The organism is Vibrio sp. 2092, assembly GCF_033339635.1.
Taxonomy (GTDB): Bacteria; Pseudomonadota; Gammaproteobacteria; order Enterobacterales; family Vibrionaceae; genus Vibrio; species Vibrio alginolyticus.
Window position 1 is genome coordinate 240,556 of the sequence record NZ_JAWOUY010000006.1, and the last position, 17,382, is coordinate 257,937.

16 protein-coding genes are annotated in these 17,382 nt (G+C 45.4%); 8 read left to right on the plus strand and 8 right to left on the minus strand.

What is annotated here, in order from left to right:
- Window position 1: 1 nt before the first annotated feature.
- Window positions 2-643, minus strand: a complete 642-nt coding sequence (gene pyrE, locus R7P80_RS13170; RefSeq protein ID WP_026000307.1) for an orotate phosphoribosyltransferase — start codon at window positions 641-643, stop codon at window positions 2-4.
- A 104-nt stretch (window positions 644-747) separates the two neighbouring features.
- A complete protein-coding gene (rph, locus tag R7P80_RS13175; protein ID WP_031780917.1) occupies window positions 748-1,464 on the minus strand; it encodes a ribonuclease PH in 717 nt (238 codons plus the stop codon).
- A gap of 184 nt (window positions 1,465-1,648) precedes the next feature.
- On the opposite strand from rph, the gene R7P80_RS13180 reads away from it, so the two are divergent.
- Window positions 1,649-2,515, plus strand: a complete 867-nt coding sequence (locus R7P80_RS13180) for a YicC/YloC family endoribonuclease (protein WP_005379378.1) — start codon at window positions 1,649-1,651, stop codon at window positions 2,513-2,515.
- A 55-nt stretch (window positions 2,516-2,570) separates the two neighbouring features.
- Here R7P80_RS13180 and R7P80_RS13185 read toward each other — a convergent pair whose 3' ends face one another.
- The 6 genes from R7P80_RS13185 to R7P80_RS13210 form a co-directional block, all read right to left on the minus strand.
- Window positions 2,571-2,996 (minus strand): phosphate-starvation-inducible protein PsiE, encoded by a 426-nt coding sequence (locus R7P80_RS13185; protein WP_047103769.1) that lies wholly within the window; start codon window positions 2,994-2,996, stop codon window positions 2,571-2,573.
- Window positions 2,997-3,164: 168 nt separating this feature from the next.
- Window positions 3,165-4,004, minus strand: coding sequence for an ABC transporter ATP-binding protein (locus tag R7P80_RS13190; RefSeq protein ID WP_005379372.1), 840 nt, complete (start codon window positions 4,002-4,004; stop codon window positions 3,165-3,167).
- Window positions 4,005-4,039: 35 nt separating this feature from the next.
- The gene (locus R7P80_RS13195; protein WP_005379371.1) at window positions 4,040-4,897 is read right to left on the minus strand and encodes an ABC transporter ATP-binding protein; all 858 of its coding nucleotides are present in this window, start codon (window positions 4,895-4,897) and stop codon (window positions 4,040-4,042) included.
- Between the two features lie 9 nt (window positions 4,898-4,906).
- Window positions 4,907-6,733, minus strand: a complete 1,827-nt coding sequence (locus tag R7P80_RS13200) for an extracellular solute-binding protein (protein ID WP_047103768.1) — start codon at window positions 6,731-6,733, stop codon at window positions 4,907-4,909.
- Between the two features lie 37 nt (window positions 6,734-6,770).
- A complete protein-coding gene (locus R7P80_RS13205; RefSeq protein WP_053303397.1) occupies window positions 6,771-7,814 on the minus strand; it encodes an ABC transporter permease in 1,044 nt (347 codons plus the stop codon).
- A gap of 1 nt (window position 7,815) precedes the next feature.
- Entirely contained in the window at window positions 7,816-8,841 is a 1,026-nt protein-coding gene (locus R7P80_RS13210; RefSeq protein WP_005384771.1) for an ABC transporter permease subunit, read from the minus strand.
- 820 nt (window positions 8,842-9,661) lie between these two features.
- Between R7P80_RS13210 and R7P80_RS13215 the strand changes: the two genes are divergently transcribed.
- The 7 genes from R7P80_RS13215 (at window position 9,662) to R7P80_RS13245 (ending at window position 17,297) form a co-directional block, all read left to right on the plus strand.
- Entirely contained in the window at window positions 9,662-12,262 is a 2,601-nt protein-coding gene (locus R7P80_RS13215; protein ID WP_017634998.1) for a TonB-dependent receptor plug domain-containing protein, read from the plus strand.
- 65 nt (window positions 12,263-12,327) lie between these two features.
- Complete coding sequence (locus tag R7P80_RS13220; RefSeq protein ID WP_005379365.1) at window positions 12,328-13,092, plus strand: DUF3450 domain-containing protein; 765 nt, start codon at window positions 12,328-12,330, stop codon at window positions 13,090-13,092.
- Between the two features lie 3 nt (window positions 13,093-13,095).
- Window positions 13,096-14,457: a MotA/TolQ/ExbB proton channel family protein gene (locus R7P80_RS13225; RefSeq protein ID WP_054574186.1), complete on the plus strand. Its 1,362-nt coding sequence runs from the start codon at window positions 13,096-13,098 to the stop codon at window positions 14,455-14,457.
- A 9-nt stretch (window positions 14,458-14,466) separates the two neighbouring features.
- The gene (locus R7P80_RS13230; RefSeq protein WP_005379363.1) at window positions 14,467-14,994 is read left to right on the plus strand and encodes a MotA/TolQ/ExbB proton channel family protein; all 528 of its coding nucleotides are present in this window, start codon (window positions 14,467-14,469) and stop codon (window positions 14,992-14,994) included.
- Between the two features lie 25 nt (window positions 14,995-15,019).
- Window positions 15,020-15,427 (plus strand): ExbD/TolR family protein, encoded by a 408-nt coding sequence (locus R7P80_RS13235; protein ID WP_005379359.1) that lies wholly within the window; start codon window positions 15,020-15,022, stop codon window positions 15,425-15,427.
- Between the two features lie 4 nt (window positions 15,428-15,431).
- Window positions 15,432-16,064, plus strand: a complete 633-nt coding sequence (locus R7P80_RS13240) for an energy transducer TonB (protein WP_005379353.1) — start codon at window positions 15,432-15,434, stop codon at window positions 16,062-16,064.
- A 9-nt stretch (window positions 16,065-16,073) separates the two neighbouring features.
- A complete protein-coding gene (locus tag R7P80_RS13245; protein WP_213874597.1) occupies window positions 16,074-17,297 on the plus strand; it encodes a tetratricopeptide repeat protein in 1,224 nt (407 codons plus the stop codon).
- Window positions 17,298-17,382: the final 85 nt, after the last annotated feature.

Consider the following 17,382-nt stretch of genomic DNA (forward strand, 5'->3'; position numbering starts at 1 on the left):
ATTAAATGCCGTATTCTGCGCGGTATGCTTTGACTGCTTCTAGATGCTCTTTGTCTGTGCCTTTCTCTTCAAGGAAAGTCACAAGGTCAGTCAAGCTAACGATCGAGATGATTGCACAACCAAAGTCACGCTCCACTTCTTGAATCGCAGACAACTCACCTTTGCCTTTTTCTTGGCGGTCAATCGCAACCAACACACCAGCAAGGTCTGCGCCATTTGCTTGAATGATTTCCATCGATTCACGAATCGCAGTACCTGCTGTGATTACGTCATCTACTAGCATGATACGACCTTCAAGCGCAGAGCCTACAAGGTTACCGCCTTCGCCGTGATCTTTCGCTTCTTTACGGTTGAAGCAGTAAGGCGTGTCGACGTCATGATGATCCGCCAGCGCGACTGCTGTTGTCGTCGCGATTGGAATCCCTTTGTACGCAGGGCCAAACAGCACATCAAACTCAATGCCTGAATCAGCGAGCGCGGCTGCGTAAAAACGACCAAGACGCGCTAGGTCACGACCAGTATTGAAAAGACCAGCGTTAAAGAAGTACGGGCTTTTACGGCCAGATTTCAAAGTAAACTCACCAAACTTAAGAACTTCTTTCTCAAGTGCAAACTCAATAAATTCACGCTGGTATGCTTTCATTATTTTCTCTCTATGTCCTTGGTTTCTTGTGTCTCTTCTCGACAATCATTCATTTCTCTATTGTCGAGATAAAAAAATAGCCCCCATAATGGGAGCTATCTAAATCAATTGGCTAACGCCGCCTTCTGCGCTGCGACAATTTCTGTAATGCCGACTTTCGCCGACTCGAGCAATGCCATCAGCTGTTCGTGACTGAACGGTTCACCTTCTGCGGTGCCCTGAATTTCAATCATCTTGCCTTCTTCGGTCATTACTACGTTCATGTCTGTGTCTGCCGCTGAATCTTCAACGTATTCAAGATCACACAATACTTCGTCGCCTAGTAAGCCGACAGAAACTGCCGCTACGTGGCCTTTCATTGGATTCGCTTTTAGCTTGCCGCTATCCACTAGGTGTTGGAATGCATCGGCCATTGCAACACTTGCGCCGCTGATAGATGCAGTGCGAGTGCCGCCGTCTGCTTGGATAACGTCACAGTCAACGGTGATCATGAACTCACCCATGGCTTTTAGATCGACCACAGCGCGTAGGCTTCGCGCGATAAGACGCTGAATTTCCATCGTACGGCCGCCTTGTTTGCCACTTGCCGCTTCACGACGAGTACGAGAATGTGTTGCTCGAGGTAGCATGCCGTATTCAGCTGTAACCCAGCCTTTACCTTGACCTTTTAGCCAACGTGGCACAGATTCTTCGACGGTCGCATTACACAACACTTTGGTGTTACCGAACTCAACTAGCACTGACCCTTCAGCGTAAGCTGTGTAGTTACGAGTAATTTTGATAGGGCGAACTTGATCCGCCTTGCGATCGTTTGGACGCATGGGCATCTACCTTAAATATGAGGAGAAGACGATTTGGTTGGGCGAAGATTATAACGGAATCGATTCCGGATTCATAGGTTACGCCGCTGGCACAACATAAACAATCCATACATCCCGCGCACCTATCGACGCAGCATGATACACTCTTGAAGTAATTTTCAAAAAATGAAGACAGGAAAATTCGATGATTTACAGTATGACAGCGTATGCACGCAAAGAAGTAAAAGGCGATTGGGGCTCTGCGGTATGGGAAATCCGCAGCGTGAACCAGCGTTATTTAGAAACATACTTCCGCATGCCAGAACAATTTCGCGGGTTAGAGCCCGTTTTACGTGAGCGCTTTCGTAAGCGCTTAGCGCGAGGCAAAGTAGAATGTAATCTGCGTTTTGAAGCAAACCCTGCCGCAAAAGGTGAGCTTAGCATCAATGAAGCGCTTGCTAGCCAGGTAATTAAAGCCGCTGAACAAGTCATGCACATGACTGGTGAACTGAGCCGAATCAATCCATTTCAAGTCATGCAATGGCCGGGGGTAATGGAAACGCCAGAGCAAGACATGGATGCGGTAAATAAAGTGCTACTAGAAGCGTTTGATGGCGCAATGGATGAATTTATTGAAGCGCGCGCTCGTGAAGGCGAGAACATGAAGGCGCTGATTGAGCAACGCCTAGAAGCGATCACATCAGAAGTTGTGAAAGTGCGCGCACGCATGCCAGAAATACTAGAGTGGCAACGTGAACGACTATTCTCGAAGTTCGAAGACGCTAAAGTGGAACTGGATCCATCTCGTATCGAGCAAGAGCTTATCCTTCTGGCACAGAAATCAGACGTAGCAGAAGAGCTAGACCGTCTTGATTCTCACGTAAAAGAAACCACGAACATTCTGAAAAAAGGTGGCGCAGTGGGTCGTCGTCTAGATTTCATGATGCAAGAGTTCAACCGCGAATCGAACACGCTAGCGTCGAAATCCATCAGCACCGACATCACCGCATCGGGCGTTGAACTGAAAGTTCTGATTGAACAGATGCGTGAGCAGATCCAAAACATTGAATGATCTAAAAGTCATCGAGTATTGAAACAAAAAAGCCCCGCTAGTGCGGGGCTTTCTTTTACTCATCTTTTTCCAAGGTTCTGTTATCAACGTAGGGCCAATAATGGTGTCCAATTCTGATCAGCAAAGTAGCCGCAGCCAAAATAAACGCAGCCAGAGATAACCACACAACCAAAACTGCATCCAGCTCTTTCATTCCGAGTGTGATGTAGCGGGCGATGGCCATCATCGCGATGTAGATAGGATAGCGTACCGGAATTTTACCGTTCATCACGAACTGCTGCACCATAGCGAGCACTTCCAGATAGATAAACATCAACAGAATATCCGTGAGTAAGACACGCTTCTCTACAAATACGTGCACAAACTCTTGCATCATGGCGTACAACGTCGCCAAGGTAATAGAGACTAATAACACCGCCTCCAAAATATGGAAGATTTTCAGGAAAGGTCGACTAAAGGATTTCGGTAAATTCGACGGCATGGTCCATTATCCAAACAAAGAAAATAGGCCTTGAGTTTAGCATGCAACGATCTTCAATCAATCAGAATAAACATCAGTGCAAATCGACTCCAAGTCCTGGCATTTGCTTATAAAAACGCTCCGCTTATTTGGCGGAGCGCTTTTGTGTTATAGGACCTGTGGCATCACTTACGCCACTTGCTGCTTTTTTTCAGCTACGCGCTTTTTCTTCCGATATTTAGGGTGAGTGATCGGAATCGCAGATAGGAGTTTTTTGGTGTATTCGTTTTGCGGGTTTGCATAAATTTCTTTAGCACTGCCTGCTTCTACCACTTTACCAAAATACATCACGGCAACTTTGTCAGAAACATGTTTCACCACCGAGAGATCGTGAGAGATAAATATGATCGCCAAGTTCATTTCTTGTTGCAGTTGTAGCAATAGGTTCAAGATTTGCGCCTGTACCGACACATCTAACGCAGATACCGATTCATCACAAATCAGCAGTTTAGGCTTCAATGCAATCGCGCGAGCGATACCGATACGCTGCCGTTGCCCGCCTGAAAATTCATGTGGATAACGGTTTACTGCCGTTTCTGGTAATCCCACTTTGATTAAAAGCTCTTTTACCCATTGTTTACGCTCTGTTGGCGTGCCAATTTTATGAATAACAAACGGTTCTTCCAGAATCATACCGATGGTATGACGCTGATTGAGTGACTCCATTGGGTCTTGAAAGACGATTTGCATGTCTTTACGCAGCGATCGCATCTCTTTCACAGACAATTTAGTGATGTCTTTACCTTCAAAGAAAATCTTACCTTCTGTTGGCTCGTATAACTTTAAGATCGTGCGACCAAGGGTGCTTTTACCACAACCTGACTCACCAACTAGCCCCAGTGTTTCACCTTCAGAAACAGACAGTGAAACCCCGTCTACCGCTTTGATGGTGTAGCCTTTCTTGAACAGCCCTTTACCAGAAACAAAGTGCTGCTTAAGATTTTCAATTCTTAATACTTCTTTTGCCATAACATCCTCTTTTATGACTGGTTCACTTTGCCCAGTTAACTGGCAAACATACTGGCATCAATAGGCTTGATATCGATCATCTGCTTCGGCTCATTATCTAAGCTCGGCATCAATCCCATTAAACGCTCTGTGTATGGGTGCTGCGGGTTATCAAACAACTCAAAAATTTCTGCTTTTTCGACAATACGTCCGCCATACATCACGGCAACATCATCACACACTTCTGCCACAACCCCGAGATCGTGAGTGATGAAGATCATCGCCATGCCCGTTTCTTCCTGAAGCTCGTTCATCAGTTCAAGGATAGACGCCTGAACCGTAACATCCAACGCTGTAGTCGGTTCATCACAAATCAGAATATCCGGCTTACAGGCCAATGCCATCGCGATCATGACACGCTGGCGCATACCACCAGATAGGTTATGGGGATACTCATTCAATCGCTTCTCTGGCATTGGAATTTTTACTTTTGCCAGCATTTCAATCGAGTACGCCTCCCGCTCCTTTTTGTCGAGCTCAGGTCGATGGAGCTCAAGCACTTCACATATTTGACGACCAATGGTGTGCACTGGGTTGAGCGCCGTCATCGGGTCTTGGAAGATGATCGAAATGCGATCGCCACGCATGGCGTACATCTCTTCCGCAGGCAAATCAACTAGGTTGGTGCCGCGATAATTCACTTCACCTTTAATGATGTTGCCATATGGCTTAGGTAATAGCCCCATGATCGACATTGAGGTTACGCTCTTACCACTACCTGACTCTCCCACCAGGCCGAGTGTACGTCCAGCTCGCACATCAAAGTTCACACCATGCAGAACCTTCACTGGCCCATCATCGGTGGTAAATTCAACTTCGAGATCTTTAACACTTAGGATTACATCGTTTTCCATAACCAATCCTTACAGCTTATAAGTGTCATCTACGACAACGACAGGTTCAAAAGCTTTGTCTGACTTCATCGCTTGTTTCGTTTCTTTTTTGATATCACTATCAATCCAGTAAGTGCCATCGCCTATGATTGCACCACTGAACAGCGCCTCTGTCATGCGATTCATTGGCTTATCTGGAAACTTTAACCAGCGCCAGTGACCATAGCGGACATAAGGAACCATGTAGCCTGGGACGATAACGTGAGCATCAATGATGTCACGCTGAATCTCATGACCTAGCTGGATCTTTTTATCCATATCCATGCCAAAACGATACTCGATGATCTTTTCATCCAGTTCAGGCGTGCTGTAGTTTGTGAAAGAGTTAGTTTGCGGCTTGTTCGCATTGACTGAATGGAAGTACTCCCAATACGTTGGGATCTCAGACGTACCCATATCTAAGAAAGCCAAATCGTGCTTTTTCTCACGTACGTATTTGAACATAGATGAGCCATCAACTAACTTGAGCTCAATATCCAGCCCTGCTAGCTTGGCTTGCTCACGCAAAAATGCAATACGAGGAGTATGAACAGGTGTTCCGTAGGTCAGCTCGAAGCTTAAGCGCTCACCTTTATCATTAACACGAATACCATCAGAACCAATTTTGTTAAAACCTGCGGCTTCGAATGCCTCGGCCGCTTTTGCGGGATCAAACTTCGGTGCCTTAGCATCTGGTAGGGTGTATTTACCATGACCATAACCGGTCGGGTTCGGTTTACGGGAGTAGTCGCCACGCATGACATTCTCTATCATGCCATCAAAGTCAATCGCGTAAGTAATGCCCTTGCGAATGTTTAAATCATCCAGCAAAGGCATCGCGGTGTTCATCCATACACCACCAGCCCCAACTGGAAATTGGTTGTAACCCCAGAACTTTTGAATGTATCCCTTTTGGTAAGGTTCCGTATTCGATTTATCATGCCATAAGCTTGGTAAAACAAGACCAAATGCGTCCAGCTTCCCTTTCTCAAAGTGCTTCATCGCGATATCACTGTCGCGAATCACTGTGATGCGGATTTTGTCGACATTATAGCGATGTTGATAATACTTATTGCTGTAACCCCACCAGTCTTCACCGACATGTTTGAAGGTCACACTTTTACCTTTTTTAATGTCATCTAGGTAGTATGCACTGGTCGTTGGTTCACTTTTAAAATTGTAGTAGCGGACAAAGTTGTCATGTATACCGTCACCATTTTCATCTTTTGAAGGGTTAGCATAAAAATGTGCGGGACGTGGGCGCAGAGCCCCCATTCGTAACAGCAATTCTTCCGGATTAAACTCTTTCGCCGCCTTAACAGCAAACGTATGAGTGTCGTACTTGATAACATCCGCAATCGTTTTGTTGTAGTAATCGTTGTACCAAGGTTCCAAGATGTCTTTGGAACGATAAAACTTCAGCATGAACACGAAATCGTCGGCAGTCACAGGTTTGCCGTCCGACCATTTGGCTTCAGGGTTGAGTTTGAAATAGACCGTTTTGTTGTCACCTGCTAACGCCCACTCGTTAGCAAGCTCAGGGATGAACTCTAAAGTATCTGGGTGGCGGACCACCAAGCCTGGTGTTTCATCTAAGATAAAAGAACGTAGCCCTGCATTAGCGTCTGGACCAACACTACGTAACGTCTGCGGGAAACTTGACATAAAGGTGCGATAAGTCCCTCCACGTTTCGCTTCTGGCGAACCATATTGAGGCTCATCCCAGTTTGTTTGCCAGTTTAAGTCGGTCGGAAGCGTTGCTGACATTGCACCAAAACTCAGGGCGCTCAGCGTGGACGCTAAAAATAATTTCTTCATAAAACTTCCCTTTTTATGTTTTGCTCACAATGCTCGCTTAAACATAGCGTGTGAATTTTTTCGGGTCGAAAGCCGCTCGAATGGCTTCACCAATAAAGGTCACCATTACCAGAACCAGAACAATAGAAGTCACTACTGACGCAACAATCCATGGCGAATCTAAGTTTGACTTACCTTGTTGCAGTAGTTCACCCCAACTTGGTGTTGGTGGCATCAAGCCTAAGCCTAGGTAATCGAGAGCAGTCAATGCTGTGATGTTAGCTGCAATAGTGAAAGGTGCTAGGGTTACAATCATCACCATCGTATTTGGCAAGATGTGATTAAACAAGATACGTCCAGTCGATGCCCCTAAAGCACGTGCCGCCATTACGTATTCTCGTGCCGCTTCTTTATAGGTCATGGTCCGCATGTACCATGTCATCCCCATCCAAGTGAAAAGCACGTTAATAGCGACAAAGAGAGCAAACGTCGGTTGAACGATTGAAACAAGAATCATTATGACGTACAAAAACGGTACCATTGACCAGATTTCGATAAGTCGCTGTACAAACAAGTCAAATTTACCGCCCCAAAAACCCATAGCACAACCGACTGCAGTACCGATCGCGTAGGAAATGGCCATCGTAAGCAACGCAAATCCCATCGCAGTTCTGAATCCGTAGACGAGTCGCGCCAAAATATCGCGACCTATCACATCTGTACCTAAATAATGCTTATTTTCGGCACTAGGTGCTGTTGGCGGGAAATCACCACTAAAATCTTGTTCATATGGGTTCCACGGCACAAGCGGCAAAATAACAAAGTTGTCGCCCCCTTCAGCCTCAAACGCTTTTTGCAGTACACGATAATCGGCTTCACTGGATGACTCTTGGCCGAATTCGCTACCTAAACGTACGTCACTGACAACAGGAAAATAGTAGCTACCATCGTACTTGACGACTAGCGCTTTACTGTTGATCAAAAGTTCGGCGAATAGAGAAAGGAGCAACATGATAGAAAGAGCAACAAACGACCAATAGCCTCGTTTGATCTCTTTAAAGTGACGAATTTTCTTTTGAGTTAATGGACTAACTTTAATCATGTTACGCTCCAAACTTCACACGAGGGTCGACTAAAGCAACACAAATATCTGAAATGATGTTACCAATGAGCAGTAACAACGCATTAATGGCAACAATACCCATAACAACAGGGTAATCACGCTCCATGATTGATTCGTAACCCAATAAGCCAATGCCATCAATATTGAAGATAACTTCAATCAGGAAGGCACCGGTCATGAAGAACAACAAAGAGTTACCAAAGTGACTCGCGATTGGAATTAAGCTGTTACGCAACGCGTGCTTACGAACTGCTTTTTTGAAAGGTAATCCTTTCGCAATTGCGGTGCGGATGTAATCTGAGGAAAGGTTTTCCATCAGGTTATTTTTCATTGTCATCGTCAGCGTGGCAAAATCACCAATGAGGTAACAGATCAAAGGCAACACCGCATGCCACATAATGTCTTTAGCGCGTTCAAAGAAGGTTTCGTAATCGTCGAAGTCATCGCCGACAAAACCTCCCATCGGAAACCATTCCAAGTGATAACTAAATAACGTGATCAGCAATACACCCACCACATAACCTGGTAGCGCGTAGCCTACGAAAATGAGTACTGAAGAAGCGGAATCAAACACAGAACCGTGCTTGAGTGCCTTATAGTAACCAAGAGGAATCGAGATAAAATAACTAATAAAGAAGGTCATGCCGCCATAAAACAACGACACTGGCAAACGCTCTGCGATCATGTCCGAGACAGGCTCGTAGTAACGCGTCGACTCGCCAAGATCTAGCATTACCAAACGACTTAACCACTCGACGTACGCTTCCGTTACAGGTTTATCCAGGCCATAAAACGCATTCAGCTCCGCGATTTGATCGTCAGAAAGGGCCGTATTACCACCCGCAGACGTCATTGATGCGGCGCCATCTCCCTGAGACTGCATTTGTGACAACATGCGTTCAACAGGTCCGCCAGGCACGAAACGAGTGATAGCAAAGATGAGAATAGTTATCCCTAGAAACGTTGGGATAACCAACGCCAAACGGCGTAAAAAGTACGACAGCATATACAACTTGCTCCTTGTCTACTGTCCAGTTCAAACGGAGTGAAAGAGGATATTTTCCGCCCAAAATGGTGCATATTTATCTCGTAGTAACTAAAACTGTTGAAGCACACTCCCTGCGCCTCAAGAGCTAGACTTTTCTACTACTGCAATAATTTCAGCGTCATATTTATCTTGAATCCACATCAGCTTCAAGTGTTTGAAACCAAAACATGACAAACTTCCTTCGATGTCGAAAAACAGAAATGTTTTTGTAAAAAATTATAAAAAACCACAAAAATAATTCATACAGAATATCAATCTAGGCTGTTTAGAGCCAAAACCCTACATAAAAATGCACCCTACACACATAAATAGACACATAATCCAAGGTTATATTTGACCTAAAAATACGAGTGAGCCCTTTAACAGCAATGGGTATCATATTTTGATACCACCTAATAAGTTCGAGCTAACAAAGTATGGATTCGATATAAAACTCATCTCAGAACAATTCACTGGAAAAATATCTTTTTCCAGATTCAATTACCCACTAAAAAACCATAGGCAAGATAAGTCATTAAAGTTTATAAGAAACACAAAATACGGTGTTTTATTGAAATTTAATCTCGATGCATAAACCTTATTCGGTTTTTTATTCCGCCTTTTAAACAAAGCCTGGTTATTTACATCTTTTTTACATTTAAGCATCCCCGTTTACCACTGGTTTGACTTCCTTTTTTCATCTCGGTTATACATTGGCCGAACGTTAACGAAATATTAACGTCACATTTGGCCGCTATGCGGCCAGACATAGGAAATAATAATAATCGGAGCAACAAGGATGTATAAAAACACAACCGCTTTATCTGTTGCGATAAGCCTTGCTTTGGGGACAGCAGCAGTTGCAGCCCCAGCAACAGCACTGGCAGAAGAGCAGCAAGTTGAAAAACTTCAAAAGATGAAAGTTACTGGTTCGCGTATCTCCACGACGGATATGGAAGGTCCATCACCAGTTACTGTTATTAATAGTAAAGACATTGAGTCTAAAGGCTTTAACAGCGCGCAAGACGTATTGAACAGTTTGACCCAAAACACAGGTGGTGTAATGGCTCAAACAGACTCTTTCTCGTTTACACCAGCAGCGCAGTCAGTCAACTTACGTGGCCTTGGCGCGTCACGCACATTGATTCTTATTGATGGCCGTCGTCTTCCTCAATACCCGCTAGCACAAGATGGTACATCTAACTTCCAAGATATCGGCCAAATCCCTGTCGCCGCTATTGAGCGTGTTGAAGTAATGACCGACTCAGGTTCTGCTATCTACGGCTCCGACGCAATCGGTGGTGTCGTAAACTTCATTTTAAAGAAAGACTTTGATGGCGTTTCTGTAAAAGTACGCGCGGGTGACGCGACGGATGGTGGTTACCAAAATGGTCGTTTAGACGTTGTAGCTGGCAAAAACTTTGACGACAAACGTATTCTCTTCGTTGGCCAATTTGCGGGCAACGAAATGCTAAAGCAATCTGACCGAGATGATTGGGCTGGCGATGACGGTTCTAGCCGTTCTCAGCTAAGTGGCTACTCTAGCTACGGTGCAAACTTTGAAGGCGCCAACGGAACACTTCTAACACCAGCTGATGCTGGTTCTTCATGTAAAGAAGTCGTTGGTGATGCCGCGATTGAACGAGCGGATGGAAAGTGTGGTGTTAACCGCTCTGCATACCGAACATTAAAACCAGAAAACAAACAAGTAGACCTACTTTTACGTGGTGAAATGGACATTAACGACAATGTCACTGCCATGGCAGAAGCCCGTTTTGGCTACAAGTCTACAGAATCTGAATTCGAACCTAACCCTTACAGCGTTGAAGTTGATGCCACTCACTTCCGCGGCGAAGGCGAATACACTCGCCGTATGGTCGAATTTGGACCACGCGAAAGTAACACTGAAGCCGATTCTTTTGGCTTAACCTTAGGCTTGAACGGCCTGCTTGCTGATACGTATGATTGGGACCTATCCGCTGGTTACTCTGAGCAAAGCGTTGAAACAAGCAACCCAGCAATCTTCCTAACTCTCGACCAAGCTGTACAAAATGGTGATGTCGATCTTCTAGGGCCTATCTCTCAAGACGTTGTAGACAAATACAGCGGCACTTCAAGCAAAGAAGCCTACTCAAAGCTTTACTCTGTTAACGGCTCACTGGCTGGTGATTTGGTTGAACTTCCTGCAGGTATGTCTGGCTTTGCTGTTTATGGTGAATGGAACCGTACTGACTACAATGAGACGATTGATGCTACAACAGCAGCTGGTGGTTTCTCTGGCCTAGGTGGAACATCAGGCGGCGGTGACCGTGATCAGATTGGTCTTGGTGTTGAAGCTCTTATTCCTATCATTGAAGATTTAGAAATGACTGTCGCTGGTCGTTACGACCACTACTTCGACGACTCGGCAACTGGTGGCGCATTCACTCCTAAAGTAGCCCTAGCATACCGTCCTACTGACACCCTATTGCTACGTGGTAGCTACGGTCTAGGCTTCCGAGCTCCAGACTTGAAGCGACTATTTGGTGATCAAACTCGAGGCTTTGGTTCTGGTTTTGACCCTGTGCTTTGTGCCAACGCTGGTGGTAGCGGCCCACAAGATAAAGACAAGTACCCAGAGTGTGATACTCAGTACTTCGATACGCTTAATGGACCTAACTCAGAGCTGAAAGAAGAAACAAGTACAAACATTAACTTGGGTCTAGCGTGGGAGCCTGTGGATGATCTTGGTGTAACCGTTGACTGGTACCACATCAAGATGGAAGACGTCGTAACAGCACCAACTTACCAAGACGTAATTAACGATCCAGGTAAATACCCAGGTACTGAAGTCGTTCGTAACCCAGATGGCACCATCAAGTCGGTATCCTATGGTCCAGTGAACCAGTCGTATGAAGAGCGTTCTGGTATTGACCTAGCGATCAAATACGCATACGACACTAATGAGTTCGGCTCATTTAACACGCGTGTTGCTGTAACGAAGATCTTGATTGCTGAATATCAAGAAAACGACAGCGAGCCTGTAACGGATGAAAGAGATTTCATGCCTGAATACACCGCAACGTTAAATCTTGGCTGGGCATATGAAGATGTCGCTATCAACCTATTTGGTAAATACCGCGACCGTATGTGTTCAAGCTACGCAAACCGTTACTACTTTGATGACTGTGATTCTGCTAAAAAAGCGGGTTACAAAGCAGAAATCGCTAGTATGACAACGTGGAACCTAACGGCTTCTTACCAATTCAACGAGAGTGGTCGTGTAACTCTTGGTGCTATCAACATGTTTGACAAAGTACCGCCTGCAGATCCTCTAAGCGATACCTCTCCATTCTATGCAACTGGGTATGACGATCCAATCGGACGTCAACTATACGTCGAGGCATCATACGACTTCTAAAAAATATTTGGCGCGGGTTTTCCGCGCCCTTTTCGACTGACTAAAACACTGACAAGGATGCAACCATGAAATTCAAGGAATTTGGTCTCAGTGCCATAGCTGCAGCATTGCTTACTATCAGTAGTAGCTCTATAGCGGCCAACTCTGGTGCTGTCGTTTCCACACAAGCAAAAGCAAATCAATCTTCAGAAGCTTCGCAACAAAAAATCGACAATTATGCCGAAAGTACTGAAGGCATGTTGGCAGAATACAAAGGCTTACTACGTCAAATCGACAGCATGAAAGTCTACAACGAGCAAATTAACCGTATGGTTCAATCACAGCAAGGTGAATTGGACTCATTAAATAACCAAATTGCTCAGATCGATCAAACGGCAACAGAAGTAGTGCCACTAACACTTAAAATGATCGATGCACTCGATGAGTTTGTGACTCTCGATCTGCCTTTCCAGAAAAAAGAACGTAATAAACGTGTCCAAGAACTGCGTCGTCTCATGGATCGCGCCGACGTAACGACTTCTGAGAAATTCCGTAAAGTGATGGAAGCCTACCAAATTGAAGAAGGCTTCTCTCGCTCAATTGAATCTTACAAAGCTAGCCTAGATAGAAATGGGGAAACCGTGACTTACGATTTCCTACGTATTGGTCGCACGGCGCTTTTATTCCAATCTCCAGACGGTGGTGAGACAGGTATGTGGAACCAACAAACACGTCAATGGGAAACATTACCGGAAAGCTACCGCATAGCGGTACAGCAAGGCCTTCGTATCGCGAAGAAGCAAGCGCCACCAGCGCTAATCAAATTGCCTGTATATGCTGGGGAGGAATAAGAGATGAAAGGATTCAAAACTCTAGCCGCTGGTCTACTAGCGAGCTTATTTATGGCTTCAGGCGTACAAGCAGAAACGCCTAAAAACCTATCTGAACTACTTAAAAACGTAAAATCAGAAAGCATCGTTGAGTCAAAAGAGAACAAAGCCCGTGAAGCTGAGTTCAAGAACAATCGCGATAAGCAAGCGGCATTATTGCAACAAGCTCGCGAAGAGTTAGCTGCGCAGCAAGCACTGGGCGATCAACTTAAAGCAACATTTGATGAAAACGATAAGCAGCTAACTGAACTAACAGAAACCCTACGTGTTCGCTCTGGTACTTTGGGCGAAATGTTTGGTGTGGTCCGCCAGTATGCGGGCGAGTTTAAGGGCTTATTTGCAGCCTCTCAAAACGCTGTTCAGTTCCCAGAGCGTGACGCTCTACTAACGAAACTGGCTGAAAGTAAAGAACTGCCATCAACACAAGAGCTAGAAGCTTTCTGGCATACCATTCTTCAACAAGTGGTTGCCTCAGGCGAGACTGCAACAACCCAAGCAACGGTTGTTTATGGCGAAGGTAAAGAAGCGGTTCGCGATGTTACTCTTGTCGGTGAATTTAACGCGATTGCCGATGGTAAGTACGTTACTTATGTACCTCAAACAGGTAAGTTCGAAGAACTCTCTCGACAGCCTCGCACCAATATTACACGTCATGTTGCGGGCTTTGAGTCAGCGTCAAACAGCTATGAGCCACTGTTTATTGACCCATCCCGTGGTGTAATTCTGTCTCTACTTGTACAAAGCCCTACCGTTCAAGAACGTATTGATCAAGGTGGCATTGTAGGTTACGTCATCCTTGGTATGGGTGCAGTTGGCGCTATCATTGCTCTAGTTTGCTTCCTACGCCTTCAAGTGATTGGCGGTAAAATGCGTAAGCAAGCGAAATCAGAAACCGTGATTCCTGGTAACCCTCTGGGTGAAGTTATCCAAGCTTACCAAGAACACAAAGGTGACAACCTTGAAGATCTTGAAGCGAAACTGGACGAAATCATCCTACGTAACGCACCGAGCATTGAACGCTTTATCAGCTCAATCAAACTGTTCGCTTCTGTAGCACCACTTCTAGGTCTACTGGGTACGGTAATGGGTATGATCGGTACGTTCCAAGCAATCACACTATTTGGTACAGGTGATCCTAAGCTAATGGCTGGCGGTATCTCTGAAGCACTTGTTACTACGATGCTTGGTCTGGTTGTCGCAATTCCTCTACTGTTCCTGTACACCATCGTACACAGTAAAGGTCGTCGTTTGGTTCAAACTCTTGAAGAACAGAGTGCAGGCTTCATCGCTCGCTATCAGGAAAAACTACATAAAGCCGAAAGCTAAGGAGGCGTTATGTGGTGGTTAGTTGGAGAACTTGAATCAATTAGGCGCTTCTTGGGAATGGGTGGCGATGTACTCGTCGCCATCTTCATCCTCAGCTTTATGCTTTGGGCAGTATTGTTAGAACGTTGGTTCTATTTTGCTGCCGTCGCTCCAAAAGCCATGAAAAAAGCCGTTGGCTCATGGCAGGGGCGATCAGAGCACCAGAGCTGGAACGCTAAGATGATCCGACAAGAAATTGTTTCTCGTCAGGACATTGAGAATAAAAAGGGCCTGCCAATCGTGAAAGTGTTGATTGCGCTTTGTCCCTTACTGGGTTTGCTCGGCACCGTTGTTGGCATGATCCAAGTATTCGACATCTTAGCGGTAACAGGAACAGGAAGCCCTCGAGCAATGGCCTCGGGGATCTCAAAGGCAACAATCCCAACTTTAGCCGGGATGGTGGCTTCTCTATCAGGACTGTTCTTTAGTTCACGTCTTGATCATTTAGCCAAAGTCACAACGCAAAAGCTGGAAGATAAGCTAAAGCATATTGCCTGAGTAAATGGAATTAGAGGTATAGGTCATGAAAAGACGCTATAGCAGTGATAGCAGTGATGAAACCGCTATCGATATGACACCGATGCTCGACATCGTATTCATCATGTTGATCTTCTTTATCGTAACAACATCGTTCGTAAAAGAAGCTGGTCTGGAAGTAAACCGCCCGACAGCAAGCTCTGCGCAAACCGTGAAAAAAGGTAACATCATGGTCGCAGTTGGTGCGGCGGGTGATGTTTGGGTTGATAAACGCCGCATCGAAGTGGACGCGGTTCGCGCGAATATTGAACGTCTTCGTGCAGAAAGCCCTGATGGCGCAGTAGTTATCCAAGCCGACACTGAAGCAAATGCTGGCGTAGTCGTGAAGGTTATGGACCAGATCAAAATGGCAGGTGTAGAAAGCATCTCCATTGCCGCAACCAATAAGGATTAAGCTTATGCGGTATCTGGCCTCAATTGCACTGGCGCTCATTGTCTCCCTCGGGTTGTTCTGGGGGATGGACAAGCTAGTAAACAAAGAGCGCCACGAGTTAGTGTCGAATGATGACCTGCGTATGGTCGAGTTTATTCGCATTAAACCAGACGAAAAAATACAGGAGAAAAAACGCGAACTTCCAAAGCCACCACCGCCTAAGCGTCCGCCGCCGCCGCCAGAAATGAAAGTGACAGCGACAGTAAAACCGGTGATGGAGCAGACCCCAATGGATATGCCAAAGCTTGACCTACCCGTAAATGTTACAGGTGGTTCGGTGCTTGGACATTATAGCCAGGGTGGAGGTGCGCAACTCGCGGGTAGCGGAGGTCCAACACCTCTAGCGACATTCCAACCTCAAATGCCTAGGAAGGCTGCGAAAGCAGGAATAGAAAAAGGGGTCGTCTTATTAGAGTTTACTGTCAACGCACGTGGTGCCGTAGAGGACATCAAAGTTCTTAAAGAGCAACCACGACGCTTAGGCCTCGGTCGAGCGGCAAGAAAAACAGTCTCTAAATGGACATTTAAACCAAAATTGGTTGACGGGAAACCTGTTAGCTCGCGCCTATCGCAAGAAATAGAGTTCTCAACCAATTAAGGAGTCACGATGAAAAGTTTATGGAAAAGCAAAGTGGCTTCTTTAATTCTCTTCGTAGGAGTGGCAATTGCCGCTCCTACGATGGCAAAAGAAGCTCCTCAGTTATCAGATCGGACATTTCGAACCGTTAACAAAGTGCAAGAGTTGATCGCAACTGAAAAATATTCAGCAGCGAAAGAAAAACTAGCAAGCGCTTTAGAAAGCACAAGTTCGAAAAAATACGACCGAGCAGTTTTACTTCAGCAGACTGGCTTTTTGTATTCGCTACAAGACAATTATGTGCAAGCAGCAAAATACTTTGCCGAAGCATTACAGCTCGACGCACTTCCCGTTCCTGTTGCTCAACAAGTTCGCTACAGCTTGGCTCAGCTTTACCTAGCTGAAGAAAAGTATACGTTGTCTGTAAAAACGATGAAGGAATGGTTCAAGGTTGCAGAAACAACCAAAGAGAAGCCTCAAGCTCATGCTTATATCACGTTAGCGAGCGCTTATGTTCAGTTGGAAGATTACAGAAATGCAATCCCGCCAACCAAAAAAGCCATCGCGATGAGCAAGAGCCCAAGTGAGTCTTGGTACTTAATTCTCGTTGCATCTCACTACGAGTTAGGCCAGCTGAAAAGCGTTGCCAGTGTACTCAAAACTCTGACTTCAAAGTACCCTCAGAAAAAGCGTTACTGGATGCAACTTTCTGGTGTCTACATGGAGCTAGGTCAAGAGCGCAACTCTCTAGCCACCCTAGAAATGGTTTACAAAATGGGGAAACTAGAAGGAGAGAAGGAATATTTACGCTTTGTAAACTTCTTGGCTTATCAAGGTATTCCATATAAAGCAGCCAAAACTCTTGAAAAGGAAATGGCAGCTGGAAACATTGAAAAGACGAAGGAAAACTATGACCGCCTAGCCAGTTTCTGGCAGCAAGCTAAAGAGCTAGATAAATCAATTCTCGCTTATAAAAAGTCATATAACCTCGCTCCTTCTGCTAAAACGCAAATTCAGATTGCTCGCTTAATGATACAAGACAAGCAGTATTCTGAAGCAACTCGTTTTGTAGAAAGCGCGGCATCCAGTGCCTCTAAAGAGCAAAAGGCAGAACTTGAATACATTCGCGGGATGGCCTATTTCGAGCTTAAGCAACCACAAAAGGCCTTGCAGGCAATGAAAGGCGCTGCTCAATCGCCAAAATTCAGGTCAACTGTTAGCCCTTGGATAAATTTCCTAGAGTCTCAAGGATAATTCGAAGATTAAGTGTGAGTCAGTCGCACGCCTGGGGAAGTGAAAGCTTCCCCTTTTTTCCGTTTTATCTTTATTAACCCCTATT

Bases quoted from the DNA above. Each gene is read 5' to 3' on its own strand.
- pyrE (WP_026000307.1), bottom strand. From the start codon at position 643: ATGAAAGCATACCAGCGTGAATTTATTGAGTTTGCACTTGAGAAAGAA.
- rph (WP_031780917.1), bottom strand. From the start codon at position 1,464: ATGCGTCCAAACGATCGCAAGGCGGATCAAGTTCGCCCTATCAAAATT.
- R7P80_RS13180 (WP_005379378.1), top strand. From the start codon at position 1,649: ATGATTTACAGTATGACAGCGTATGCACGCAAAGAAGTAAAAGGCGAT.
- R7P80_RS13185 (WP_047103769.1), bottom strand. From the start codon at position 2,996: ATGCCGTCGAATTTACCGAAATCCTTTAGTCGACCTTTCCTGAAAATC.
- R7P80_RS13190 (WP_005379372.1), bottom strand. From the start codon at position 4,004: ATGGCAAAAGAAGTATTAAGAATTGAAAATCTTAAGCAGCACTTTGTT.
- R7P80_RS13195 (WP_005379371.1), bottom strand. From the start codon at position 4,897: ATGGAAAACGATGTAATCCTAAGTGTTAAAGATCTCGAAGTTGAATTT.
- R7P80_RS13200 (WP_047103768.1), bottom strand. From the start codon at position 6,733: ATGAAGAAATTATTTTTAGCGTCCACGCTGAGCGCCCTGAGTTTTGGT.
- R7P80_RS13205 (WP_053303397.1), bottom strand. From the start codon at position 7,814: ATGATTAAAGTTAGTCCATTAACTCAAAAGAAAATTCGTCACTTTAAA.
- R7P80_RS13210 (WP_005384771.1), bottom strand. From the start codon at position 8,841: ATGCTGTCGTACTTTTTACGCCGTTTGGCGTTGGTTATCCCAACGTTT.
- R7P80_RS13215 (WP_017634998.1), top strand. From the start codon at position 9,662: ATGTATAAAAACACAACCGCTTTATCTGTTGCGATAAGCCTTGCTTTG.
- R7P80_RS13220 (WP_005379365.1), top strand. From the start codon at position 12,328: ATGAAATTCAAGGAATTTGGTCTCAGTGCCATAGCTGCAGCATTGCTT.
- R7P80_RS13225 (WP_054574186.1), top strand. From the start codon at position 13,096: ATGAAAGGATTCAAAACTCTAGCCGCTGGTCTACTAGCGAGCTTATTT.
- R7P80_RS13230 (WP_005379363.1), top strand. From the start codon at position 14,467: ATGTGGTGGTTAGTTGGAGAACTTGAATCAATTAGGCGCTTCTTGGGA.
- R7P80_RS13235 (WP_005379359.1), top strand. From the start codon at position 15,020: ATGAAAAGACGCTATAGCAGTGATAGCAGTGATGAAACCGCTATCGAT.
- R7P80_RS13240 (WP_005379353.1), top strand. From the start codon at position 15,432: ATGCGGTATCTGGCCTCAATTGCACTGGCGCTCATTGTCTCCCTCGGG.
- R7P80_RS13245 (WP_213874597.1), top strand. From the start codon at position 16,074: ATGAAAAGTTTATGGAAAAGCAAAGTGGCTTCTTTAATTCTCTTCGTA.